Source organism: Nitrogeniibacter aestuarii (assembly GCF_017309585.1).
Classification (GTDB): Bacteria; Pseudomonadota; Gammaproteobacteria; order Burkholderiales; family Rhodocyclaceae; genus Nitrogeniibacter; species Nitrogeniibacter aestuarii.
Map to the genome: position 1 here is coordinate 3740001 of NZ_CP071321.1, position 24290 is coordinate 3764290.

Annotated in this window: 19 protein-coding genes (1 of these 19 only partly in view); 9 read left to right on the top strand and 10 right to left on the bottom strand. The window is 62.5% G+C overall.

What is annotated here, in order from left to right:
* A protein-coding gene (locus tag J0W34_RS17360; protein WP_230969614.1) for a hypothetical protein crosses the window boundary here: on the bottom strand, positions 1–472 show its 5' portion. It extends 890 nt beyond the left edge of the window; only the first 472 of its 1362 coding nucleotides appear in the window; its start codon is at positions 470–472; its stop codon lies off the left edge, out of view.
* A gap of 264 nt (positions 473–736) precedes the next feature.
* On the opposite strand from J0W34_RS17360, the gene J0W34_RS17365 reads away from it, so the two are divergent.
* The gene (locus J0W34_RS17365; RefSeq protein WP_227816516.1) at positions 737–1531 is read left to right on the top strand and encodes a thymidylate synthase; all 795 of its coding nucleotides are present in this window, start codon (positions 737–739) and stop codon (positions 1529–1531) included.
* Positions 1528–2028 (top strand): dihydrofolate reductase, encoded by a 501-nt coding sequence (locus J0W34_RS17370; protein ID WP_230969615.1) that lies wholly within the window; start codon positions 1528–1530, stop codon positions 2026–2028. Before J0W34_RS17365 ends, J0W34_RS17370 begins: the two co-directional genes overlap by 4 nt.
* Before the next feature lie 21 nt (positions 2029–2049).
* Here J0W34_RS17370 and J0W34_RS17375 read toward each other — a convergent pair whose 3' ends face one another.
* The 3 genes from J0W34_RS17375 to apbC form a co-directional block, all read right to left on the bottom strand.
* Positions 2050–4302, bottom strand: a complete 2253-nt coding sequence (locus J0W34_RS17375; RefSeq protein WP_227816518.1) for an arginine/lysine/ornithine decarboxylase — start codon at positions 4300–4302, stop codon at positions 2050–2052.
* A gap of 115 nt (positions 4303–4417) precedes the next feature.
* On the bottom strand, positions 4418–4984 hold the full coding sequence (gene dcd, locus J0W34_RS17380; protein WP_227816519.1) for a dCTP deaminase: 567 nt from the start codon (positions 4982–4984) through the stop codon (positions 4418–4420).
* A 165-nt stretch (positions 4985–5149) separates the two neighbouring features.
* Entirely contained in the window at positions 5150–6241 is a 1092-nt protein-coding gene (apbC, locus tag J0W34_RS17385; RefSeq protein ID WP_227816520.1) for an iron-sulfur cluster carrier protein ApbC, read from the bottom strand.
* 123 nt (positions 6242–6364) lie between these two features.
* On the opposite strand from apbC, the gene J0W34_RS17390 reads away from it, so the two are divergent.
* The 6 genes from J0W34_RS17390 (at position 6365) to J0W34_RS17415 (ending at position 14544) form a co-directional block, all read left to right on the top strand.
* Positions 6365–6916, top strand: coding sequence for an OmpA family protein (locus J0W34_RS17390; RefSeq protein WP_230969616.1), 552 nt, complete (start codon positions 6365–6367; stop codon positions 6914–6916).
* Between the two features lie 68 nt (positions 6917–6984).
* Complete coding sequence (metG, locus tag J0W34_RS17395) at positions 6985–9105, top strand: methionine--tRNA ligase (protein WP_230969617.1); 2121 nt, start codon at positions 6985–6987, stop codon at positions 9103–9105.
* Between the two features lie 2 nt (positions 9106–9107).
* Positions 9108–9359 carry a hypothetical protein gene (locus tag J0W34_RS17400; protein WP_227816523.1) on the top strand — a complete coding sequence of 84 codons (252 nt, stop codon included), beginning with the start codon at positions 9108–9110 and terminating at the stop codon, positions 9357–9359.
* Positions 9356–9643, top strand: a complete 288-nt coding sequence (locus J0W34_RS17405) for an acylphosphatase (protein WP_230969618.1) — start codon at positions 9356–9358, stop codon at positions 9641–9643. Before J0W34_RS17400 ends, J0W34_RS17405 begins: the two co-directional genes overlap by 4 nt.
* Entirely contained in the window at positions 9640–11325 is a 1686-nt protein-coding gene (locus J0W34_RS17410; RefSeq protein WP_230969619.1) for a SulP family inorganic anion transporter, read from the top strand. The genes J0W34_RS17405 and J0W34_RS17410 overlap by 4 nt, the downstream gene beginning before the upstream one ends.
* Positions 11326–11508: 183 nt before the next feature.
* On the top strand, positions 11509–14544 hold the full coding sequence (locus tag J0W34_RS17415; RefSeq protein ID WP_230969620.1) for a sensor domain-containing protein: 3036 nt from the start codon (positions 11509–11511) through the stop codon (positions 14542–14544).
* A 9-nt stretch (positions 14545–14553) separates the two neighbouring features.
* Here J0W34_RS17415 and dnaE read toward each other — a convergent pair whose 3' ends face one another.
* The 3 genes from dnaE to J0W34_RS17430 form a co-directional block, all read right to left on the bottom strand.
* Positions 14554–18036 carry a DNA polymerase III subunit alpha gene (gene dnaE / locus J0W34_RS17420; RefSeq protein WP_230969621.1) on the bottom strand — a complete coding sequence of 1161 codons (3483 nt, stop codon included), beginning with the start codon at positions 18034–18036 and terminating at the stop codon, positions 14554–14556.
* Positions 18037–18109: 73 nt separating this feature from the next.
* Positions 18110–19060: an AEC family transporter gene (locus tag J0W34_RS17425; RefSeq protein ID WP_230969622.1), complete on the bottom strand. Its 951-nt coding sequence runs from the start codon at positions 19058–19060 to the stop codon at positions 18110–18112.
* An 89-nt stretch (positions 19061–19149) separates the two neighbouring features.
* Positions 19150–20280 carry a rhomboid family intramembrane serine protease gene (locus J0W34_RS17430; RefSeq protein ID WP_230969623.1) on the bottom strand — a complete coding sequence of 377 codons (1131 nt, stop codon included), beginning with the start codon at positions 20278–20280 and terminating at the stop codon, positions 19150–19152.
* 280 nt (positions 20281–20560) lie between these two features.
* Between J0W34_RS17430 and J0W34_RS17435 the strand changes: the two genes are divergently transcribed.
* Positions 20561–21736, top strand: coding sequence for a GGDEF domain-containing protein (locus tag J0W34_RS17435; RefSeq protein WP_230969624.1), 1176 nt, complete (start codon positions 20561–20563; stop codon positions 21734–21736).
* Between the two features lie 27 nt (positions 21737–21763).
* On the opposite strand, the gene J0W34_RS17440 is transcribed toward J0W34_RS17435, so the two are convergent.
* From J0W34_RS17440 to J0W34_RS17450, 3 genes are read right to left on the bottom strand one after another with little or no spacing between them, the layout of a single operon-like run.
* Positions 21764–22111 (bottom strand): hypothetical protein, encoded by a 348-nt coding sequence (locus J0W34_RS17440; RefSeq protein WP_227816531.1) that lies wholly within the window; start codon positions 22109–22111, stop codon positions 21764–21766.
* A complete protein-coding gene (locus J0W34_RS17445) occupies positions 22108–23085 on the bottom strand; it encodes a quinone oxidoreductase family protein (RefSeq protein ID WP_230969625.1) in 978 nt (325 codons plus the stop codon). Before J0W34_RS17445 ends, J0W34_RS17440 begins: the two co-directional genes overlap by 4 nt.
* Positions 23086–23103: 18 nt before the next feature.
* Positions 23104–24237 carry a phospholipase A gene (locus J0W34_RS17450; RefSeq protein ID WP_230969626.1) on the bottom strand — a complete coding sequence of 378 codons (1134 nt, stop codon included), beginning with the start codon at positions 24235–24237 and terminating at the stop codon, positions 23104–23106.
* Positions 24238–24290 lie beyond the last annotated feature (53 nt).

Consider the following 24290-nt stretch of genomic DNA (forward strand, 5'->3'; position numbering starts at 1 on the left):
CCTTGACGACCGAGGTCGCGGTTTCCCGCCCGAAGCGCAGGGTCACGGGGACCTGATACCGGGCCTCCTCGACACTCTCCAGAAAAACGCGGCCGGTGCGCAACCAAAGGCCTTCGTCAAACGGCCCGTAAACCATATGCTGCCATTTCAGCCGGTTCGTTTCCGCCCGGATGAGTCGAGCCGCGATCTCCGCCAACGTTTCCGGCTGGCTTTTCATCGCATATCGGCCACGATCCAGCACCAGTTGGCAGGCAGATGAGATTTCGGAGAAGTGGCCGGTGGCCGCAGTACGCAGCACATCTCCGCGGGGCGAACGCAAGGCGACTGCCTGCAAGAACCCTTTGAAGATTCCGCGCAAAGGCGCCTGGGCAGCTTCGTCGAGTTCAGCCACCGCGCGCGCCTGAGTCTGCAAAGCCATATCCTTGGCCAGCACGATGGCATCGAGTGCTTCACGCACTGCGGACAGCGCCATGAGCGGATCATTGGCCGGAACGCCTTTGAGGTGCTCTCGCATTTCGCGAAGCACCGCGGGCAGGTTGCCAGCGTTCTCGGTTGAAGTCAGCAGCATGGGCGAACCGTCGACAAACTCGTTCCTGTCCATTTTGTTTCTGGATTATTCCATACAATCGGGCGAACACGAATCGCCGCCGCCAGAGGCGCCGCCGCCAGAGGTGCCGCCGCCTGACGTGCCGGGTACAATCGCCTCATCCATTCTTTCAATCATGCGAACTTGATCATGCATCAGTATCTCGACCTCATGCGCCATGTGCTTGAGCACGGAAACGTCAAATCCGACCGCACCGGCACGGGAACCCGTTCCGTGTTCGGTCATCAGATGCGCTTCAATCTCGCAGACGGTTTCCCGCTGGTCACCACCAAGAAGCTTCATACCCGCTCCATCATCCATGAGTTGCTGTGGTTCATCTCCGGCGACACGAACATTCGTTACCTGCAGGAAAACGGCGTTTCGATCTGGAATGAGTGGGCGGACGAGAACGGTAACCTCGGCCCGGTTTATGGGCACCAGTGGCGGCACTGGCCGGCTCGAGACGGTGCGGAGATCGATCAGATCAAACAGCTGGTCGCGGGACTGAAGAGCAATCCGGATTCACGACGACATCTGGTGTCGGCCTGGAACCCGACAGACGTTGATCGCATGGCGCTGCCACCGTGCCACGCCCTGTTCCAGTTCTACGTCGCCGACAACAAGCTGTCTTGCCAGCTCTACCAACGCAGTGCCGATATTTTCCTCGGCGTACCTTTCAACATCGCCTCGTACGCCCTGTTCACCATGATGGTCGCCCAGGTGTGCGGCTACGAACCGGGCGACTTCGTGTGGACCGGCGGTGACTGCCACCTGTATTCAAACCATCTCGATCAGACGCGAGAGCAGCTCAGTCGCGCGCCTCGGCCCCTGCCCACAATGAAGCTAAATCCGGACGTGAAGGATCTATTTGCGTTCCGTTTCGAGGATTTCACGCTGGAAGGCTACGACCCGCACCCTCACATCTCGGCGCCGGTGGCGGTATGAGCCGCCCCGAACTGATCCTGATCGCCGCTGTGGCGAAAAACGGAGTGATTGGTCGTGAAAACACCCTACCCTGGCGATTGAAGGGCGACCTTCAGCACTTCAAACGGACAACGCTCGGGTGCCCGGTGATCATGGGGCGCAAAACCTGGGAGTCACTGGGCCGCCCGCTGCCGGGGCGACAAAACATTGTCATTACCCGCAATGCTGAATATCAAGCAGAAGGCGCCACCGTGGTCGACGGCATTGCCAGCGCAATGACCGCAGCGGGAAACGCAGACAAAGTCTTTCTGATTGGCGGCGCGCAGCTCTATGAACAGGCCATCAATGCCGCCGATCGCCTCATCCTCACCGAGGTCCAGGCGGAGGTGGACGGCGATGCCTGGTTTCCGCCCGTGGACGCTGCCTTGTTCAGGGAAGTCAGCCGTGAACATGCGCCGGCGGATGAAGATAACGATCACCCGGTCGACTTCGTCGAGTACAGGCGCGCCGGCACCTGAATGGCGCCGGCGACTTTTTCATCACCCCTGTTTCACGCAGTCCACGTGATAAACGGCGCTGCCGTCTACATCCTGTTTCACGAGACCGTGGATATCGGTCTCGAACCCCGGAAATGCCGCGTTGAACTCGCGCGCGAATCGTAGATAGCGCACGATGGTCTTGTTGAAACGCTCACCCGGGATCAGGAGCGGAATCCCCGGAGGGTAGGGCGTGAGCAACACGCTGGTCACACGCCCTTCGAGTTCATCGATGGGCACGCGCTCGATCTCGCGGTGCGCCATCTTGGCGAAGGCATCTGCGGGACGCATCGCCGGCACCATGTCCGACAGGTACATTTCCGTGGTCAGGCGCGCGACATCGTATTCACGATAGAAGTCGTGGATACGCGAACACAGATCCTTGAGCCCAACACGCTCATAGCGCGGAAACTTGGCCACGAATTCCGGCATGACTCGCCACAACGGGCGGTTGCGATCGAAGTCGTCCTTGAACTGCTGGAGTTCGGTCACCAGCGTATTCCAGCGGCCCTTGGTGATGCCGATGGTGAACATGATGAAGAAGGAATACAGACCGGTCTTCTCCACCACGATGCCGTGCTCGGCCAGATAACGCGTCAGCACGCCCGCCGGGATACCCCAGTCGGAGAACTCGCCCTCGACATCCAGCCCCGGCGTGATCACCGTTGCCTTGATGGGATCGAGCATGTTGAAGTTTTCAGCCAGATCCCCGAAGCCATGCCAACGCTCGCCAGCCTTGAGCATCCAGTCGTCACGCTCGGCAATGCCGTCGTCTGACAGGTAATCCGGCCCCCAGACCTTGAACCACCATTCGTCGCTCCCGAATTCCTCATCGACCTTGCGCATGGCCCGACGAAAATCGAGCGCTTCGGCAATCGACTCTTCGACCAGCGCCGTTCCGCCCGGCGGCTCCATCATGGCGGCTGCCACGTCGCAAGACGCGATGATGGAGTACTGCGGCGAGGTCGAGGTGTGCATCAGGTAGGCCTCATTGAAGATATCCCGATCCAGCTTGCGGGTCTGGGAATCCTGAACAAGGATCTGCGAGGCTTGTGAAAGCCCGGCCAGCAACTTGTGCGTCGACTGGGTCGAGAACACCATGGACGATTCGCAACGCGGACGCTCGTCGCCGATGGCGTGGTAGTCGCCATAAAAATCATGGAATGCCGCATGGGGCAGCCAGGCTTCGTCGAAATGCAGGGTGTCGATCTCGCCGTCCAGCATCTCCTTGATGGCTTCCACGTTGTAGAGCACGCCATCATAGGTGGACTGGGTAATGGTCAGGATGCGCGGTTTCTTGCCCTTGCCATCCTTGGCAAACGGGTTGGCCTCGATCTTTTTGCGGATGTTCTCGATCTTGAACTCTTCGAGCGGAATCGGCCCGATGATGCCGTAGTGATTGCGCGTGGGCGTCAGAAAGACGGGCACGGCCCCAGTCATGATGATCGAGTGCAGTATCGATTTGTGGCAGTTGCGATCTACCACCACGACATCGCCGGGCGCCACCGTGGTATGCCACACCATCTTGTTGGAAGTGGACGTACCGTTGGTAACGAAATACAGGTGGTCGCAGTGAAAGATACGTGCTGCATTGCGCTCGGACGCCGCAACCGGCCCCGTATGATCGAGCAGCTGACCGAGTTCCTCGACGGCATTGCACACATCGGCACGGAGCATGTTCTCGCCGAAGAACTGATGGAACATCTGGCCGACCGGGCTCTTCAGGAACGCGACGCCCCCGGAGTGCCCCGGGCAATGCCAGGAAAACGATCCATCGGCCGCGTAGTGCGTCAAGGCGCGGAAGAACGGTGGGGCCAGGCTTTCGAGATAGACCCGCGCTTCGCGGACGACGTAACGCGCGATGAACTCCGGCGTGTCTTCAAACATGTGAATGAAGCCGTGCATCTCGCGCAGGACATCGTTCGGCACATGGCGCGAGGTGCGCGTCTCGCCATACAGAAAGATGGGGATGTCGGCATTCCGATTTCGAATCTCGGCCACGAAGGCGCGCAGGTCGTTGATGACCTTGGTCGCCGCCTCGGGCGAATCGAACTCTTCATCGTCGATCGACACGATGAAGGTGGACGCCCGACTCTGCTGCTGCGCGAACGAAGACAGGTCACCATAACTGGTAACCCCCAACACTTCCATGTTCTCGCCCTCGATGGCCTTGGCGAGCGCCCGGATACCAAAGCCGCTGGTATTCTCGGAACGGAAGTCTTCGTCGATGATGATGATCGGAAACTGGAAACGCATGTCGTATCCTGGAAATCAAAAAGCCCGCAGGGCGAAGCGCCCCCGGGCATCAGCGTAACGCGGCTGCGTTACGATTGTTGCGCGTGATCCGCAGACAGCGGCCCGCGAATTGCGTTCAGATCTTGGGCAGCGTGACGCCACGTTGTCCCTGGTATTTTCCACCGCGATCTCCGTATGAGGTCTCACAGATCTCGTCCGACTCGAAGAACAGCATCTGCGCGACGCCTTCGTTGGCATAAATACGTGCCGGCAGCGGCGTGGTGTTGGAAAACTCCAGCGTCACATGCCCTTCCCACTCGGGTTCAAGCGGGGTCACGTTCACGATGATGCCGCAACGCGCATAGGTGCTCTTGCCCAGGCAGACGGTCAGCACACTACGCGGAATACGGAAGTATTCGACCGTGCGTGCCAGTGCAAAGCTGTTCGGCGGGATGATGCAGACGTCACCGACAAAGTCGACAAAATTACCCGAATCAAATTCCTTCGGATCAACGATCGTCGAGTTGATGTTGGTGAAGATCTTGAATTCGTTGGCGCAACGCACGTCGTAGCCATAGCTCGAGGTGCCATAGGAAACGATCTTACCGCTATCGTTCTCGCGCACCAGCTCGGGCGCGAAGGGCTCGATCATGCCTTCGTTTTCCGCCATGCGGCGAATCCATTTGTCCGCTTTGATGGACATCCTCACACTCCGTTCGGGCCGGCAACGCCAGCGCCTGCGCTATAAAATCCGCCCATTCTAGCGAGGAACCCGCGCAATTGAAACGCGCCAGGGCCCCCGCCTGCACTCGCACCGCCCGCCCCACGAAAGCCTGGCGAGCGCGACGAGTGCCGGCACATCAAATCATCAGGTGTTCTGCACCACAATGCTCGGGAACTTGTGGCTCATGTCCTTGGCGCGACTGGCCACCTTGCCTGCCACTTTCATGGCGATATCCATGTACAGCGCGGCCTCCTTGCTTTCCGGATCGGCCACGACGGTCGGCCGGCCGGCATCGGCCTCCTCACGGATGCGCAACTCAAGCGGCAGGGCCCCGAGGTACTCCACGCCGAAGTCTTGACACATTTTCTGGCCGCCACCGGCGCCAAAGATGTGGGACTCATGGCCGCAGTTCGGACAGACGTGGATGCTCATGTTCTCCACCACGCCGAGGATGGGCACCCCCACCTTCTCGAACATCTTCACGCCCTTGCGCGCGTCGAGCAACGCGATGTCCTGGGGGGTGGTGACGATCACCGAACCGGTGAGCGGCACAGTCTGCGACAGGGTCAGCTGGATGTCGCCGGTACCCGGCGGCATATCGATCAACAAGTAATCGAGCTCGGCCCAGTTGGTTTCGGTCAGCAGCTGCTTGAGCGCCTGCGTCGCCATCGGACCACGCCACACCATCGGGGTGTCGGCATCGATCATGAAACCGATGGACATCACCTGAATGCCGAAGGACTCCAGCGGGTCCATGGTCTTGCCGTCGGGAGAGGTCGGATTGCGACCTTCCAGACCCAGCATCTGCGGTTGGGACGGGCCGTAGATATCGGCGTCGAGCACGCCCACCTTGGCACCGGCAGCAGCCAGCGCGAGTGCCAGATTGGCCGTCGTCGTGCTCTTGCCGACACCGCCTTTGCCCGAGGCCACGGCAATGATGTTCTTCACCCCTTCGAGCAACTTGACACCCTGCTGCACGGCATGCGCCACCACCCGGCCGGACACGGCAACGCTCACCGAACCGACACCCGCCACTTTGGATACGGCATCGGCCACCTGGGTGCGCAGGGCGGCCTCACAGGTATTGACGGGGTAACCGACTTCGATCGCCACCGCCACCTTGTCGCCATCGATTTCAATCTTCTTGATACAGCGCGCGCTGACGAAGTCCTTGCCCGTCAACGGGTCGACGACATCCTTGAGTGCGGCCTGAATCTGTTCCTGAGCAAGTTCCATCCTGACTCCAAATAAGACAATCGGCACGAGCAGGTCGTGCCACCGGGCCAAATCATACCGAAGCCCGGCCCGGGATTCTCCCCTCACGAGATGAGGGTCAATCATTCACTGTAAAATGCTTCGATGCAAAAAACACTCCAGTTTGCCACCTGCATGATCGCCGTGCTCGTACTGAGCGCGTGCGCAGTCACGCCCAAGACTGAACAGGTCCCGACACCGAAACCAGTGGCTGAAGCCCCGCAAGGGCCTGACTGGCAAGCGATCGCGCGCGATTTCCAGCAACCGGGCAACACCCGCATCACTGTGGAAACCCTGCCCGGGGGCGGGCTCAAGCTGGTCATACCGGCCGCCGACGGCTTCGACACCGCCCAGGCAGATCTTCAACCGGACCTGCAACGCAGCCTCGACGCACTGGTCGCGCCGATCAACGCGCACCCGGAGTTACTGGCGCACGTGCTTGGCCACACCGACAGCATCGGTCGGGAAGGCTACAACATGGTGCTTTCCCGTCAGCGTGCCCGCGCGGTTCAAGACTACCTGATGGCTGCCGGTGTGGCGCCGTTGCGCCTGAGTTCGGAAGGACGAGGCGAAATGGAGCCGGTTGCCGACAACGACACGCCCGAAGGTCGAAGCCAGAACCGGCGGGTCGAAATCCTGCTTCACCTCGCCAAGTAATCGCAAAGGCTGCCGCGGCGCGCGGGGCCTTTGATAAACTTGCCTTTTTGCCTGTCCGCGGAACCCCCATGTCGCGCAAGATTCTCGTTACCAACGCCCTGCCCTACGCCAATGGCGATATTCACCTCGGCCATCTGGTCGGCTACATCCAGGCCGATGTCTGGGTCCGCTACCAGCGCATGCAGGGCCACGAAGTCCACTACGTCTGCGCCGACGACACCCACGGCACGCCGGTCATGCTGCGGGCAGAGAAAGAGGGCGTCACGCCCGAGCAACTCATCGGCCGGGTCCACGGCGAGCACCTGCGTGACTTCACCGACTTTTCGGTGGCTTTCGACAACTATCACTCCACGCACTCGGACGAAAACCGCTGGTTCGCCGAAGACATCTACGGCAAGCTCAAGGCCGCCGGTCTGATCGAGACCCGCTCCATTGAGCAGTTCTACGATCCGGTCAAGAACATGTTCCTGCCGGACCGCTTCATCAAGGGCGAATGCCCGAAGTGCGGCGCGGCAGATCAGTATGGCGACAACTGCGAAGTGTGCGGCGCCGCCTACGCCCCCACCGATCTCAAGAATCCGTTCTCGGCGGTCTCCGGTGCCAAACCGGAGATGCGCTCGTCCGAACACTACTTCTTCAAGCTCTCCGACCCGCGCGCGGTCGAGTTCCTGCGCGAATGGACCCAGGGCAGTAATGCCAACGGCGCACGACGCCTGCAGGCCGAGGCGGCCAACAAGATGAAGGAGTGGCTGGGCGAACCGGGCGAGAACAAGCTCTCCGACTGGGACATCTCCCGTGACGCGCCCTATTTCGGCTTCGAGATCCCGGGGGCGCCAGGCAAGTATTTCTACGTGTGGCTGGACGCGCCGATCGGCTATTTCGCCAGCTTCAAGAATCTCGCCAGCAAGGTTGGCAACATCGATGTGGATGGTTTCATCGACGGCGCCAAAGCCGGCGACACGGAAATGGTTCACTTCATCGGCAAGGACATCCTCTATTTCCACGCCCTGTTCTGGCCCGCCATGCTCAACTTCGCGGGCTACCGCACCCCGACGCAGCTGGCCGTCAACGGCTTCCTGACGGTCGATGGCGCCAAGATGTCGAAGAGCCGCGGCACCTTCATCACCGCCCGCTCCTACACCGAGCAGAAACTCAATCCGGAATGGCTACGCTACTACTTTGCTGCCAAGTCCAACGGCACCATGGAAGACGTGGACCTGTCGCTCGACGACATGATTGCGAAGGTCAATTCCGACCTGGTGGGCAAGTTCATCAACATTGCCAGCCGTTGCGCCGGGTTCATCACCAAGCGCTTTGACGGCAAGCTGGGCGAGCCGGATCTGGAGGCGCTCGCGCCCTACCGCGCCAGCCTGGAGGCCGGCGAGGTCGCCAAGGCCTACGACAACCGCGACTTCAGCCGCGCCCTGCGCGAGATCATGCGCCTGGCGGATGTGGCCAACGCGTATGTGAATGACAACAAGCCTTGGGAGCTGGCCAAGCAGGAAGGGCAGGACGCACTGATGCTCACCGTGTGCTCGACAGCCATCAACCAGTTCCGCATCCTGGCCGGCCTGCTCAAGCCGATCCTGCCGACCGTGGCGGCACAGGTGGAAGACTTCCTCAACATTGCACCGCTGACATGGGGTCAGCTGACCGATACGCTGCCGGCCGGTCACGCCATCAACAAGTACCAGCACATGATGACCCGCATCGAGCGCGCCCAGATCGACAAGCTGATCGAAGCCAACAAGGCCTCCCTCGCCCCGGCAGCGCCCGCCGCCGAGGCCAGCAGCCAGCAACGTCATGCCGAAAGTCAGCAGAAAGCGGCCGAGGCCCAGAGCACGGCTGACGACTTCATCAAGATCGACGACTTCACCAAGGTGGATCTGCGCATCGCGAAAATCATCTCCGCCGAGCATGTGGAAGGCGCCGACAAGCTGCTGCGCCTGCAACTGGACATCGGTGAAGAGCAACCCCGGCAGGTCTTCGCCGGTATCAAGTCCGCCTACGATCCGGCCACGCTGGTGGGCCGCATGACGGTCATGGTGGCCAACCTCGCCCCGCGCAAGATGAAGTTCGGCATGAGCGAGGGCATGGTGCTGGCCGCCTCCGACGAAGACGGCAAGACCCCCGGCCTGTTCATCCTTTCCCCCGACGCCGGCGCCACGCCGGGCATGCGAGTGAAGTAATCATGAGTGAAGAGATCGAAACCCTGGCCAACCAGGCCATCGGCAAGTGGGTTGTCGTGCACATCATCGGCTCGATCATCGCCGTGCTCGGTGCGCTCTACCTGCTCACCGGCATGCAGTTGCTGCCCAACACCCCGGCCTCGACCTTCCAGGCTGCACTCATGCTCGGCGGTGGCCTCATCATGGATTTCTTCGGCGTCATCAAGCTCACCAAGGTCCTGCGCGCACGCAAGGCCGCCAAGAAACAACCATGAGCATGCGCGCCAAACGATTGCGTATTACCGGCACGGTGCAAGGTGTGTGGTACCGCGCCTCGACGGTCGAACAGGCTCTGTCCCTCGGTCTGTCGGGGTGGGCGCGCAACTGCGCCGACGGGTCGGTCGAGGTGCTGGCCGTGGGCGATGCGGCCGCCATTGAGGCCCTGATCGAATGGGCGCACAAGGGCCCGCCCAAGGCCGTGGTCGATGCGGTGGTTGCCACCGAGATCCCACTCCCGAATCCGGCCCCCATCGACTTCACCGTCGAAGCCGACGCATGATGCGCTTTCGCCCGCGCCTGCTGGACTCGCTTTCAGGCTACGACCGCGCTCAGTTTGCCCACGATGCGGGCGCAGGTGTCACCGTAGGCGTTCTGGCACTTCCCTTGGCCATGGCCTTCGCCATCGCCTCGGGTATGTCACCCACTGCAGGCATCTGGACCGCCATCGTCGCCGGTCTGCTCATATCGCTGCTGGGTGGCTCGCGGGTTCAGATCGGGGGGCCGACCGGCGCATTCATCCCGATCATTTTCGGCATCGTTGCCGACTATGGTGTCGCCAACCTGCTGGTGGCCACCCTGCTCGCGGGCATCATGCTGTTCGCCATGGGTGCGCTGCGCTTGGGCGGCATGATCCGCTTCATCCCGGTATCGGTCGTGACCGGCTTCACCAATGGCATTGCCGTGGTGATCTTCATCTCGCAGATCAAGGACTTTCTCGGGCTCACCATCGATCAACTGCCGGGTGATTTTTTCGGCAAGATGGGCACGCTCTTCAATCATCTGCATACGATTCACCTACCCACTGTAGCGGTGGCGGTGGCCTCGCTGGTGGTGCTGGTGCTGTGGAACATGCTGGCGCGACGCGTGAAGGTGATGGCGCGGCTGCCCGGCCCGCTGGCAGTGCTGATCATTGCCACGGCGGTCAACCTCGTCATCGGCCTGCCCGTCGAGACCATCGGTTCACGCTTTGGCGGCATCCCCCAGGCGGTGCCGGATCTGGGCCTGCCGGCCTTCGATCTGACCACGCTGGGCAAGCTGATCGCACCAGCCCTGACCATCGCCATGCTCGGGGCCATCGAATCGCTGCTATCGGCACGCGTTGCGGACAACCAGATCGACGACCGTCATGACCCCAATCAGGAGCTGATGGCCCAGGGCATTGCCAACATGGTCGCCCCGATCTTCGGCGGTTTTGCCGCCACCGGCGCCATCGCCCGCACCGCCACCAACATCCGCAGTGGCGGCCGCACGCCCGTGGCCGGCATCATTCACGCGCTCGTCCTGTTGGCGGTCGTGCTGGCGCTGGCCCCCCTGGCCGGCGACATTCCGCTCGCCACCCTGTCGGCCATCGTGGTCATGGTGTCGATTCACATGGGTGAATGGGAAGCCTTTGCCCATCTCAAACGTTTCTCGCTGGCCTATCGCACGACCCTGGTCGGCACCTTCCTCATCACGGTGGTGTTCGACCTCACCCTGGCGGTCGAAATCGGCATGGTCATGGCCAGCCTGTTCTTCATCCGCCGCGTCTCGGACCTGACCCGGATCGAGCCCATCGCGATCGAGGGCGACATGTGCGGCGGACAGCCAGACCGCATCCTCGCCTTCCGGCTCTTCGGCAGCCTGTTCTTCGGGGCCGCCAACAAGCTCGAATATCTGCTCACCGAGGTCGATCGCGACCCGCACGTACTGATTCTGGCCATGGACAAGGTGATCAGCATCGACACCAGTGGCCTCGATATCCTGCGCACCCTCAGGCGCAACATGGCCAAGCGTGGCGCCACCCTGATCGTGTGCGAGCTCAATCCTCAACCGCGCTCGATACTGGTACGATCCGGCTTCGTTGACGAAATCGGTGCCCAGAACCTCACCGACACCTTGCCTCAAGCGCTGGCACGCGGTCACAAACTGTGTGCAGCCTCCAACGAGGCCGTGGAGGCGCCAGCACCGCAACTCGGCCGCTGACCCCGTCAGCAATCCAGACACACGAATCACACATAACGATAATGAGACCCCCGTGCGCTCCACCGGAGCGTGCGGCATCCACACCGCCCCCTGCGCGCCCGCGGCATCGCGAAAAATTGAGTATTCGCAATGTTTCAGGCACGGCCACGATCCAGAATAGGATCGGGAGGGTGGAGTCTAACGATGCAGAGAAACAGAGACATCCACACATCGAACACCGCCTGCGTTGCAGGGGGTCTGCTTGCCGGCGCTGCGAGTGCGCTTGGCGCTCAATCACTGATTGCCAGTGCCATGGGTTGGCCACAATGGTCGCACCCGCTTGCCTTGACCGGCGGCGGGGTGGCCGGCCTTGCCGTGGCCGCGAGCCTGACCCTTTGCCTGCGCCGCCTGATGCGCCGCACCGACCGTCTCATCGCAGAACAACGTGCCTACCAGACGGTCACCAGCGCGACGCTCGCAGGCGCGCATGCGGTGGCCTGGGGCCGGGTTGTCGGCGCCCACCAGGTCAGCGAGATTTCGCCCAGTGTCGAGCAACTGCTGGGGTATCCCAGCGAGGCCTGGCTTGCCCCCGGTGCATGGCATCGCTTCGTCCTGCCCGAGGACGCCCAGAGCGCCCGACAGGCCTACCGCGACGGCACGCGAGGCGAGCGTCCGTTCGAAGTCACCTACCGGATGCGTCATCAGCAAGGCCATGTCGTTCACGTCCGTGATCGTGCTGCCGTCGTCAATACAGCGGATGGCCGGCGCGAGCTCCGTGGCTTGCTCCAAGACATCACCCAAGAAAATGAAGCGCTGGCCCGTGTGCGCTCCAGCGAAACCAATTTTCGCGGCATTTTCGAACAGGCCGCGATCGGTATTGCCTTGTGCGACGCGGAGGGACGCATCGAGCGAGCCAACGAGCGCCTTGCCGACATCGTCGGCATCGACAAGGCAGACTTGCCGGGGCGGGCCTTCGACGCGTTGCTCGCCCCGATGAAGAAAGTACCGCGCAGCGCCAGCGCCGTTGCCGGTGAAACGCGCCGATGCACCCGCCCGGACGGTCGTGAGCTCTGGGTTCACGTGGCCCGGTCGAGCCGCTCGGGACAGCCCGGCGCTCAAGGCACGTCGATCGTTACCGTACAGGACATGACCGCCACGGTACTCACCGCGCGGGCGCTCGAGTCCGAGGAGCAACGCCTGCGTACCGTGTTGTCCACCCTCGGCGAAGGCGTCATCATGCGCGGCGCCGACGGCCAGATGCTCATGCACAACACGGCGGCAGCGCAGATCCTCGGGCTCAGCGACGAACAGATGCGGGGTTTTCACCCGGGCTCGCAGATGGTGCATTTTCTGCGCGAAGACGGTGAAGCCTACGACACCGGTGACCTGCCGCCCATGCAGAGCCTGACCGACGGCGAGGGGCACAGTGGCCTGATTGGCATTCAACGCCCCGATGGCCGCACACGCTGGCTGTGGGCCCATTCGAAAGCCATCGCCAACGATGAGGGCACCCCCACGGCCGTCGTCACCTCCATGGCCGACATCACCCGTTTGCGCGAGGCCGAAACCCGGCTGCGCCTGGCCGACCGGGCCATTGATCACAGTGCCGACGCGATCATGATCACCTCCGCCGAGGGGCTCATCCTGCGCGTCAATCCGGCATTCACCCGGGTCACTGGCTACACCTCGGACGAAGTCATCGGTCACACCCCGGCCCTGCTGCGTTCGGGTCGCCACGACGCCGCCTTCTACGCCACCATGTGGGAAAGCATCCGACGCACCGGCAGCTGGCAAGGCGACATCTGGAACCGTCACAAGGACGGCAGCCTGTTTGCCGAGCGCCTCTCAATCAGCGCCGTGCGCGACGGGTCCGGCCGCCTGTCGCATTACGTCGCCGTGTTCTCGGACGTCACCGAGGCGCGCGAGAAGGAACAGCGCTTTGCACACATGGCGCAGCATGACGCGCTGACCGGACTCCCCAACCGCAGCCTCATGGCTGACCGGCTGGAGCGCGCACTGAGCCGGGCCGCGCGCGACGAACGCGCCGTGGCCCTGATGTATCTTGACCTGGATGGTTTCAAGGCCATCAACGACGCCATGGGGCATGCGGTGGGTGACCAGTTGCTGCAACAGGTCGCCAAACGCCTGCGTCAATGTGTACGCGATTCCGATAGCGTCGGCCGGCAGGCCGGAGACGAATTCCTGGTCGTGATACCGGATCTGGAAGATGGTCGTCAGGCCAGTCAGGTAGCGCACAAGATCATCCAGACCCTGGCGTCGCCCCTCAAGCTTGGCGAGCGCCATGTCGAAACATCAGCCAGCATCGGCATTGCGATCTACCCGACCGACGCCGACAACGCCGAGACGCTCCTTAACCGGGCAGACACGGCGCTGTACCATGCCAAGGATGCAGGCAAGAACACCTTCCGCTATTTCACCGAATCCATGAATGCCGAATCGGAGCAGCGTATGCGTGTAGAACATCTGGTGCGTCGGGCATTGCAGACCGACGCCCTGTCGATCCGATTTCAGCCCAGACAGCATCTGGTCAGCGGCGACATTTCGGCGATGCAGGCCAGCTGCCTGTGGCACGACACCTTGCTGGGCGATATCGAGCCGGCCCGCTTCATCGGGTCGACGGGTGATCTGGAGCTGATTCGCGCTGTCGATGAATGGACGCTCGACCGGGCATGCGAACAGGCGGCCCAGTGGCGGGCGGCGGGCGCTCAATGCCCGGTCGCCGTGCGCATCGGCAATCGCCACTTCCGGCTGGAGTCGTTCGCCCCCGCCGTGGCCGACACCCTGAGTCGCCACGGACTGCCGGGTGCGCTGCTGGAGATCGAATTCCCCGAACGCGTTCTGCACGATACCGACACGGTGGTGACCGCAGCGCTGTCGCGCTTCACGGAGCTGGGTATCCGCCTCGCCGTCGCCGAGTTCGGGACTGGCTACAACACGCTGACCCGCCTCAAACAGTTCGGCATTCAGCGACTGAAGATGGACCGGTCACTCCTGACCGCCCTGAACGAGTCAGACGACCAGATGGCCATCCTGCGCGCCATCATCGATGTCGGCCGGCACCTGAAGATCGATGTCATGGCCGAAGGGCTGGAATCCGATGCCCAGCGGGAGCGGCTGGTCGCGGCCGGCTGCACCCATGGACAGGGCGGTCTGCTGGGGCCGCCGATGGCCGCCGACCAAGCGCGCGCGCTGCTGGAAGGGCGGTCGGTATCGGACTGACCCCGTCGCTCAGCGGTAGATGATATTGACTGATTCGTCCTCTGGCAGCCACTCGCGCAGGCCTTCGATCAGCGCATCATCGAGACGCACGCGCCACTGGTCACCCAGCGGAAATTCGCCCTCGGCATTGCCATTACGGTAACGCACCCGGACCGGGCAGCCCTCAGCCCGGAAGGGCGATAGCAGATCCTGCAGGCGCTGGGCAGCGGCAGAGGCCCCACCCGCTTCAGCCACCTCTCCGTTGAGCCGAATCTCCAGGGCTCGCGCATTCCTGACCCTGGCATCGGCCAGGGTGTGGAGCTTGTCGGCCACGATGCGCAGGCCGCCGGAGAAATCGTCGTTGCTGACTTTTCCTTCAATGACCAGCACCTCGTCCACCACGATCTTGTTGCGGTTGGCGTCAAAGACCTCCGAATAGGCGGTCACCTCGCGTACCGCCGTACCGTCATCGAGCACGATGATGGCCATCTTGCCGCGTGCCGTCATCTTGGTCCGCACCTCCATGACGACCCCCGCCATCTGGGTCAGATCCCGTGACGGTTCGACCTGCGACAGGGGGCGGCGGACGAAACGGCGCACCTCGGCCTTGAAGCTGTTGAACGGGTGGCCGGAGAGGAAAAAGCCGATGGCCGTCTTCTCTTCCTTGAGCAACTCACGTTCGGTCCACGGACGTACCTTGGCGTATTCGACCATCGGGCCCACATCTGGCAGCGCATCGAACAGTCCGCCCTGCAAGGCATTGGCGGCAATCTGCTCGGCTGCTTCCATGGCCGAAGGCACGGTGGCGATGAGTTTGGCGCGGTCGTTGTCGAGGGTGTCGAAGGCGCCGGCACGGATCAAGGCCTCGACCACACGGCGATTGACCGCGCGGCGGTCCACACGCTCACAGAAATCGAACAGATCCTTGAAGGGACCACTCTCGCGACATTTCAGGATCGCCCGCACCGCCGGCTCGCCCACGCCCTTGACCGCGCCCAGCCCGTAGCGGATCGTCTTGCGGTCGGTGGGCACGAAGCGGTAGTCGGAAGCGTTCACGTCCGGCGGCAAGACCGTGAGGCCATTGACCGGCGAGATCGCGTCCTCGTAGAAGATCTTGATGGTGTCGGTGTTGTCCAGGTCGGACGACATGGTGGCAGCCATGAAGGCCGCGCAGTGATGCGCCTTGAGCCACGCCGTATGGTAGGTGACCACCGCGTAGGCAGCGGTGTGCGACTTGTTGAAGCCATACTCCGCAAACTTGGTCATCAGGTCGAAGAGCTGCTCGGCCAGCGCCGGGTCGTAGCCCTGCTTCTTGGCACCGTCGGCAATCGTCGAGCGGTGCTTGGCCATCTCCTCGGCCTTTTTCTTGCCCATCGCCCGGCGCAGCATGTCGGCGCCACCGAGCGTGTAGCCACCGATGATCTGCGAGATCTGCATCACCTGTTCCTGATACACGATCACGCCGTAGGTCGGCTCGAGACAGGCTTTGAGGTCCGGGTGGAAGTAATCGATCTCCTGCTTGCCGGCCTTACGCAGGATGAAGTCATCCACCATGCCCGAACCCAGCGGACCCGGTCGGTAGAGGGCCAGCACAGCAATGATGTCTTCGAAACGGTCGGGGCCGAGCTTCTTGAGCAGCTTCTTCATCCCGTCCGATTCCACCTGGAAGATGGCCGTGGTGTTGGCCTCTTTCAGGATCTGGTAGGCGGCGGGGTCATCGAAGGTGAGCGCAGCCAGATCAGGCGGCGTGCCTTCGAGGCGGCCGACATAGTCGACGGCCAGATCGATAATGGTGAGGTTTCGCAGGCCCAGAAAATCGAACTTCACCAGGCCGACGGCTTCGACGTCGTCCTTGTCGAACTGGGAGACCGGCGTCGCGTCGTCGCCATCGGCAATGTACAGCGGACAGAAGTCGGTGAGCTTGCCCGGGGCGATCAGCACGCCCCCGGCGTGCATGCCCACGTTCCGTGACAGGCCTTCGAGCGGCTCGGCCAGGCTCCACAGTTCCTGGATGGATTCACCATCGCCAGGATCGGACATCATCTCGTCGATCTGGGGTTCCTGGTCGCGCGCATCATTGAGCGACAGGGGCTTGTTCTGCACCACCGGGATCAGTTTCGACAGGCGGTCACACAGGCCATAGGGCAGATCGAGCACACGGCCCACGTCGCGCACCACGGCCTTGGAGGCCATCGTACCGAAGGTGGCGATCTGGCTCACAGCATCGGCGCCGTAACGCTCGCGCACGTATTCGATGACGCGGTAGCGGTTGTCCTGACAGAAGTCGATATCGAAGTCGGGCATGGAGACCCGCTCGGGGTTGAGGAAGCGCTCGAACAGCAGCGCATATTCGAGTGGGTCCAGATCGGTAATGCGCAGCGAATAGGCCACCAGCGAACCGGCACCCGAACCCCGGCCCGGCCCCACCGGCACGCCGTTTTCCTTGGCCCAGTTGATGAAGTCTGCCACGATCAGGAAGTAGCCCGGAAAGCCCATCTGCACGATGGTGTCGGTCTCGATCTTGAGGCGGGCCTCGTACTCGGGCCGCTTCTGCTCGCGTTCGACTTCGTTCGGATACAGCTCCTTGAGGCGCACTTCGAGGCCATCCTTGGCCTCCTGCACCAGGAAATCATCCAGCGTCATGCCGTCGGGCGTCGGGAACAGGGGCAGGAAGTTCTTGCCCAGCTGCACCGTCAGCGAGCAGCGCCGGGCAATCTCCACCGAGTTTTCCAGCGCCTCGGGCAAATCCTCGAACAGGGCAATCATCTCGTCCTGGGACTTCATGTACTGCTCTTCGGTGAAGTCCTTCGGGCGGCGCTTGTCGGCCAGCACATAGCCCTGGGCGATACACACCCGGGCCTCGTGGGCCTTGAAGTCGTCCTTGTTGAGGAATTGCACCGGATGGGTCGCCACTACCGGCAGTTCCAGATCGCTGGCCAGCTGGACGGCCGCACGGATGTAGGCCTCCGTGCCGGCATGGCCTGCCCGCTGCACTTCGATGTAGAAGTTGCCGGGAAAACGCTTCATCCACTGTCGGGCCAGGGCCTCGGCCAGCGCCGTGTTGCCATTCATGATCGCCTGTCCCACGTCGCCGCTCATGGCGCCGGACAGGCAGATCAGGTCACTCGCGGCACCATCGTCGAACCATTCGGCGCGCATCTCGGCACGGCCACGGTATTTGTTTGACAGATAGGCCTGCGTCAACAACTCGCACAACTGACCGTAGCCCTTGCGGTTCTTGCACACCAGCATCACCCGCGAGGGCTTGTCGCGATCGCCGTCGTTGGTGATCCACGCATCGACCGACACGATGGGCTTGATGCCCTTGCCCCGGCAGCCCTTGTAGAACTTGACCATCCCGAACAGGTTGGCCAGATCGGAAATACCGAGCGCCGGCATGTTGTCAGCGGCAGCACGGGAAATGGCCTGCCCCACCTTCACGATCCCGTCGGAGATCGAATATTCGGTGTGCAGCCTGAGATGAATGAAGCGGGGGTCGGTGGCAGTCGTCATGGGGCGAAATTCTACCCCGTCAGCGCCGCTCGACGAACCCTTGACACACCCTGATGCGACACACGGAGATGACTTACATCAGCCCCGCAGCACGCAAGGCCATGATGCCCAGGCTGGTGGTGAAAATGGAGGCCACCGTCGTCAAGGCGATGATGTTGGCCGCCAGCACGGCATTGCCGCCCATGGCGCGCACCATCACATAGCTGGCCGCGGCCGTCGGGGTCGAGGACAGCAGCAGGAGCACCCCCAGGTCGATGTCCCGAAACCCCGCCAGATAACCCCCGAGCACGAACACCAGCGGCACGAAAACGAGCTTGGCGATACTGGCCAGCAAGGTGCTGTGGCGCTCGAGTTTGAGTCGCGCGAAATTGAGCGAGGCACCGGTGCACAACAGCGCCAGCGGCAACGTGAGATTGGCGAAATACTGGCCCGACTGAATCACCAGCGCCGGCAATTGCCACTCCATGGCCGACACGGGCAGTGCAGCGACAATACCGATGATCAGCGGATTGGTCACGATCCCCTTGAGCAGCCCCTTCATGCTGCGGTCGGTGTGCAGCGAGCGGCTGAGGGTAATCACCGCCAGAATGTTGAAGAGAATGGTGATCAGCCCCAGGTACAGTGACGCCGCCACCAGCCCTTTTTCGCCGTAGGCATTGATGCAATAGGCCAGCCCGACGATGCCCATGTTGGAGCGAAAGCCCCCTTGCACAACCACCCCCCGATCAGAAGCCTCGTCCACCCAGCGCGAGGCAATCCATTCGAGAATCAGAAAGGTGAACAGGGTGGCCACGGCACCGAAAGCCACCAGCGAAAAATTCGCCGCCGCCTCGAAATGCGTCTTGCTGATGCTGATGAACAGCAGCGCCGGCAGCGCGACATTGAACACCAGACGCGAACCGGCCTCCACGAAGGCATCGGTGAGCATGCCTCGGCGGCGCAACCACACCCCGAGCACGAGGATCACGAAGATCGGCCCGGTCACGGAGAAGGAAAACTCAAGGATGCGCAGAAACTCGGTCATGGCCACTGGCACAAAGGGGGAAACGCTGACCCTACGCGCCGGTACGGCGGCGCACCATACGCACTTTCCGCGATGCCTCCACAGGATTGTCAGGGGCTGGCCGGCGCGCCTTCGTCCACCAGCATGCGGTATTCGAGCAGGAACTCGTCTGCTTTTGCCTGCAGCGCGTTGGCGAGGTTCAGCCAACGCACTTCGTGCGTGCGCAAGGCAATGACCAGCACCTGAAGTGCGTCGCGGCGTTTGGCCAGATACCTGAGCAAGGAGGCGGTGCGCCAGTCCCCCTGCCCCGCCGCCGCCACCTCATTCTCGAGCTGCTTCCATGCCGGGATCAATTCCTGTTCGATCAACTCGATGGCCTTGTTGTCGGTCATTCGCCCATGGCGCAGCGCATCCATCAGCAGGTTGTAACGCTGCACCAGCGCTTCTTCCTGCTGCGCCAATCCGGCAGTCATCGCGTCAACAGCCGGATGCTGGGCGCGATGGACGAGCGGCACCGGCGCCGGCACCGACAGCCACAATCCGCCCGCCAGCACCAGACTTGCCGCCAGACCGGCCACGATCCGGCCCACCGCCACGCTTTCTCGCCCCGGCGGGAAGGCCAGCGCCGCCCCCAGCACCATACCTGCGACCAGTCCGCCCACGTGCGCGGCATTATCGACACCCGGGATCAGAAACCCGGCCGCCAGCGAGTAGCCGATGAACATCAGCAGGGCTCGACGCAGCCGCCGATACAGGTTCTCTGGGAGCACGTGGCGCGTGACCAGCACCGAGGTCAGCAAACCCCCGAAAACGCCGAAGATCGCACCCGATGCACCGACACTCAAGCCGTTTGGTTGCCACCACACGCTGGCCACACTCGCCACCAGCCCGGCAAGAAAATACAGGAGGATGAAACGCCGCAGACCGAACAGCCGCTCGGCCAGCGCACCCGCCTGGTACAGGGCCAGCATGTTCAGGGTAATGTGAAGAATGCCGCCATGCAGAAACAGGGAGGTCAACAGGCGCCAGTACTCGCCGTGGCGTGTCTGCACCGCATAGTTGCCGCCGAAATCGGCGAGTGTGGCCCCCGGAATGCGCCAGATCGCACCCGAGTGCCAGGCCATGAAGATGAAAACCAGCACGTTGACGAACACGAGCGCCTGAGTGAATCTCACTTCAGGCACCCGGGCATAAAGCAAATCAAGGAAAGCTTCGGTCGAAGGGTCACGCTGGTCGGCCATGCGCCTGTTATACACGAGGCATGCGTCGCGCGCTTACTCGTACAGTGCCGCCCCAATGAACCGCCACAGCGGCCGCATGGCCGCCCAAATCGCGGCGCAATGCTGCGTCGCCACACGACAGCGCGGCCGCCTCATGCGTCGATGCCATCGGCCCCGACCGGATGTCGCTCTCGGCACCTGTCAGATTCGACCTGACGCGCCGGTCATCGGTACCATCGAACGATCCGGGTGCAGAAAAGAGGCGGACTACCCTTCTGCGACAGGCCTTGCGACGTCCCTCATGACACGCCCTGTTACGCGCCACGAAGGGCGTAAACCGCCTCAGGGGCGCCCCAGTGCATTTCAGGACGGGCGAAAACAACCGTATAATCCTCAGGAAATCACGCTGGAGAGCCTGCGCGACAAGATGGTCCACCTCCTCAAGCACGTCGAAACGATCACTCAGCATCGCGACCGCACCTTGCTCGAGGTGGGGGTTGCGACAGCGCTTTTCGAAATCCTCAAACCCGAAGCCGTCAACATCTTCAAGGTTCAGGACTCGGGCCACCAGACCCTGCTCCATCGACTCGCCCACGCCGGTAGCGATGGCGTCAGCTACTGCGATACCGACTTCGAAAGCTCCGACGTGGTCATTGCCCTCAACTCCCGGGAAGACTTCCGCACCTGCGTCAGTGAAGAGCGCAACGTCGCCGATGACGTCGATGGCGCTGACCGGTTCAACTATTGTCTGCCGGTGGCCTACGACGGCAAGATCGGCGGCATTGTCGAGCTGCGGGGCGCTGCACCGATGACCGACGAGCGCTGGGAGCTGGCACTGGGTTTCGTCAGCCTCTACCGCAATTACCTGAGCCTGCTGGATTACAGCGAGCGCGACACGCTGACCGGGCTGCTGAACCGGCGTACGTTCGACGAGAATCTGAGCAAGATCCTCGGCTCGATTCGCCCGATGCATGTCGATGAATCATTGATGCCGGGCGATGATCGGCGCCATCGTCGCAACCTGGAGCATCCGCACTGGCTGGCGGTGATGGACGCGGACCACTTCAAGCGCATCAATGACCAGTTCGGTCATCTGTACGGTGACGAGGTGCTGATCCTGCTGTCGAACCTCATGCGCGAGAGCTTCCGCTTCGAAGACAAACTGTTCCGGTTCGGGGGCGAAGAGTTCGTGGCCGTGTTGCGGCCGACCGAGGCGGCCGATGTGGCCATGGTGCTCGACCGCTTTCGCGAGAAGGTCGAAAAGCACCACTTTCCGCAGGTCGGCCAGGTCACCATCAGCATCGGCTATGTGGCCCTGCGTGCCGGAGATACCGCCGCCGTGGCCCTGGGCGCTGCCGACGAGGCGCTTTACTACGCGAAGAATCACGGCCGGAACCAGGTGTGCTCGTATCAGCAACTGCTGGACGAAGGCAAGATCCAGCCGCGCGCGTACAAGGACGATCTGGAGCTTTTCTGAGCGCGCAGAGCGGCGCACCCGAGAGCACTACCGGCGCTCGGCCTCCTCGCGCGCTCGGCTGATGGCGGACTTGCGTTCGTCATCCGCAACCTGAATCTGTTCGCGCTGTGCGTCGCTCAAGGCCTTCCCCGTATGCTGCTCGATGGCCTGAATCACCCGGCGGCCGGTGTCGGTAATGCGTGGACCTTGCGGCATGCCCTTGTGAACTACTGATTCCGGCACCCCGGCCACCTGTGCGGCACGGGTCGCGAACTGGCGGTCAATGCGGTTCTGCTCGGCTTTCATGTAGGCAATCCCGGCCGGCGACAACAATGGCGCAGCCGCCGCGGAGAAGACCGTCAGGCACAGCGCCAAGCCCATCATCAATGCCTTCATGACACCACCAGCACGGTCGAACCGGTCGTGTTGCGGGCTTCCAGATCGCGATGCGCCTGCGCTGCGTCTACCAGCGGGTAGCGTTGATTGATCTGCACCTTGACCGCGCCCTTGGCGATCACGTTGAACAGATCTGCCGCCATGGCGTCCAGTCGCTCACGATCAGCGATGTAGCTGAACAACGTCGGGCGGGTCAGGAACAGGGAGCCCATCTTGGCCAGAATACCGATGTCGATCGGCGGCACGGCGCCAGAGGCATTGCCGAAAGAGACCATCGTGCCCATGGGTTGCAGGCAGGCGAGCGAATCCATGAACGTGTCCTTGCCGACGGCGTCGTACACGACCGGCACACCTTCCCCGCCCGTGATGTCCTTGACGGCGTCCAGGAAAGAATCCTGCCGATAGAGAATCGTGTGGTCGCACCCGTTGGCTTTGGCCAGCGCCGCCTTTTCGGGCGACCCGACGGTGCCGATCACGGTCACGCCGAGGTGTTTTGCCCACTGGCACATCAACAGTCCCACGCCGCCCGCGGCCGCATGAACCAGAATGGTTTCACCCGCTTCCACCGGATAGGTCTGGCGCAGCAGATACTGCGCGGTCAGCCCCTGCAGCATGACGGCTGCGGCAACTTCGTCGGATATGGCATCCGGCAGACGGACGAGGACACTGGCCGGGAGGGTACGCGCTTCAGCGTACGCACCCAGCGGCCCGCTGGCATAGGCCACCCGGTCCCCCACGGAAAAACCGTCCACGCCATCACCCAAGGCGGTGATCACGCCCGCAGCCTCGCAACCGAGACCGGACGGCATCGGGACCGGATACAGACCGCTCCGATGGTAGGTGTCGATGTAATTGAGCCCCACCGCGGTATGCGTCAGGCTGACCTCCCCCGGCCCCGGCGGCGGCACCTCGAGCGGCACCCACTGGAGGACGTCCGGTCCGCCCGTCTGATCGAAACGGATGGCGTGGCTCATGCGATTTCTCCTGTCACCTCAACGAACGATGGAAACACCAATGCGGAACTGCGGCGACCGCGACTGGTTGTATTCGAGCAGTGTATCGCCTTCGCCATCGAAATACTGCATATGGAAGTACCCGCCGCCAGCCATGGAGAAGACCCCCTTGAGCGGATACGACACATCGACCTGGGTGGCGCCGTTGCCGGCTTTCCCGCGGCGCATGAGGACTGCGGCTTTCCAGTCTCCGTGCCACCAGCTCGTCTCCAGCTGCGCGTAGCCTCGGTAGTCGTTGATGTCAGGGTTGTCACCCTTCTCGATGTAGTACCAGACCTTGGGCTTGAGGCCGAGCGTGTCGTCCTCGGTGAGGCGATACCGCCAATCGAGCTGCGCGAAGGCGATGTTCATGCTGCGCGACAACTTGCCGTCGCGACCGTTGGATTCATGTTCGAAGCCACCACGCAGGACCGCTTCCTGCCGGCTCTCGCGCCCGAAGGTCAGGGGCCAGTCGTAGAACAGGGACGGACGGTAGCTGGTATCACGGAACGGTGCCGACGGCTCGCCCAGATCCCAGATCGAGGTCTGGGTGTAGCCGAAATGGAGCCCCCCGAGAATCGGGATCAGACTGCCGAAACCGCTGTCACGCTCAAACAGCCGGTACTTGAAACTGAGCTGAAAGCGCGCCGACAGATCGGAATCCGGGCTGACCAGAAAATACATGGGCTCATTGGTCGTCAGCGCCGGCGTATCGGACTGACGCACCACATCGTCCGCGGCCGCCGTCACGGGCTCGGCGACCTTGGCGGTTTCGGTCCCCAGCGTACCCGCGCCCTTGACCTGAACCAGCACTTCATTGCGCGCAACGTCCCGCAGGCCCACCCGGGCGAAACCGCTGAGGGTCTCCGGCCAGACGAATACGTACCGGCGGCTCGGCCCCTCCTGAGCGCCGTCCGCCTTGAGCGTCACCGGCACCAGCGTTTCTTCGATCTGGGCCGTGGCCAGCAACTCATCCGGCAGACGGGCGTCCAGGAGCGTATCGACCACGGTCGCACGCCCGCTGCGTCCCGGCTCCACCAGGGTTTCATCGAGCACCAGCAGGCGCTCGGCCGATGCCTGTATTGCCAGCAACGACAGCATGGAGAGTACAGCCCATCGGAATCGATCTTTCATGACAGAAGCCTCTTGAACAGTTGTTCGGATTCTACCAAGCCGCACCGCAAACA

Coding starts and splice junctions, on each gene's coding strand:
- J0W34_RS17365 (WP_227816516.1), top strand. CDS start 737: ATGCATCAGTATCTCGACCTCATGCGCCATGTGCTTGAGCACGGAAAC.
- J0W34_RS17370 (WP_230969615.1), top strand. CDS start 1,528: ATGAGCCGCCCCGAACTGATCCTGATCGCCGCTGTGGCGAAAAACGGA.
- J0W34_RS17375 (WP_227816518.1), bottom strand. CDS start 4,302: ATGCGTTTCCAGTTTCCGATCATCATCATCGACGAAGACTTCCGTTCC.
- dcd (WP_227816519.1), bottom strand. CDS start 4,984: ATGTCCATCAAAGCGGACAAATGGATTCGCCGCATGGCGGAAAACGAA.
- apbC (WP_227816520.1), bottom strand. CDS start 6,241: ATGGAACTTGCTCAGGAACAGATTCAGGCCGCACTCAAGGATGTCGTC.
- J0W34_RS17390 (WP_230969616.1), top strand. CDS start 6,365: ATGCAAAAAACACTCCAGTTTGCCACCTGCATGATCGCCGTGCTCGTA.
- metG (WP_230969617.1), top strand. CDS start 6,985: ATGTCGCGCAAGATTCTCGTTACCAACGCCCTGCCCTACGCCAATGGC.
- J0W34_RS17400 (WP_227816523.1), top strand. CDS start 9,108: ATGAGTGAAGAGATCGAAACCCTGGCCAACCAGGCCATCGGCAAGTGG.
- J0W34_RS17405 (WP_230969618.1), top strand. CDS start 9,356: ATGAGCATGCGCGCCAAACGATTGCGTATTACCGGCACGGTGCAAGGT.
- J0W34_RS17410 (WP_230969619.1), top strand. CDS start 9,640: ATGATGCGCTTTCGCCCGCGCCTGCTGGACTCGCTTTCAGGCTACGAC.
- J0W34_RS17415 (WP_230969620.1), top strand. CDS start 11,509: ATGCAGAGAAACAGAGACATCCACACATCGAACACCGCCTGCGTTGCA.
- dnaE (WP_230969621.1), bottom strand. CDS start 18,036: ATGACGACTGCCACCGACCCCCGCTTCATTCATCTCAGGCTGCACACC.
- J0W34_RS17425 (WP_230969622.1), bottom strand. CDS start 19,060: ATGACCGAGTTTCTGCGCATCCTTGAGTTTTCCTTCTCCGTGACCGGG.
- J0W34_RS17430 (WP_230969623.1), bottom strand. CDS start 20,280: ATGGCCGACCAGCGTGACCCTTCGACCGAAGCTTTCCTTGATTTGCTT.
- J0W34_RS17435 (WP_230969624.1), top strand. CDS start 20,561: ATGACACGCCCTGTTACGCGCCACGAAGGGCGTAAACCGCCTCAGGGG.
- J0W34_RS17440 (WP_227816531.1), bottom strand. CDS start 22,111: ATGAAGGCATTGATGATGGGCTTGGCGCTGTGCCTGACGGTCTTCTCC.
- J0W34_RS17445 (WP_230969625.1), bottom strand. CDS start 23,085: ATGAGCCACGCCATCCGTTTCGATCAGACGGGCGGACCGGACGTCCTC.
- J0W34_RS17450 (WP_230969626.1), bottom strand. CDS start 24,237: ATGAAAGATCGATTCCGATGGGCTGTACTCTCCATGCTGTCGTTGCTG.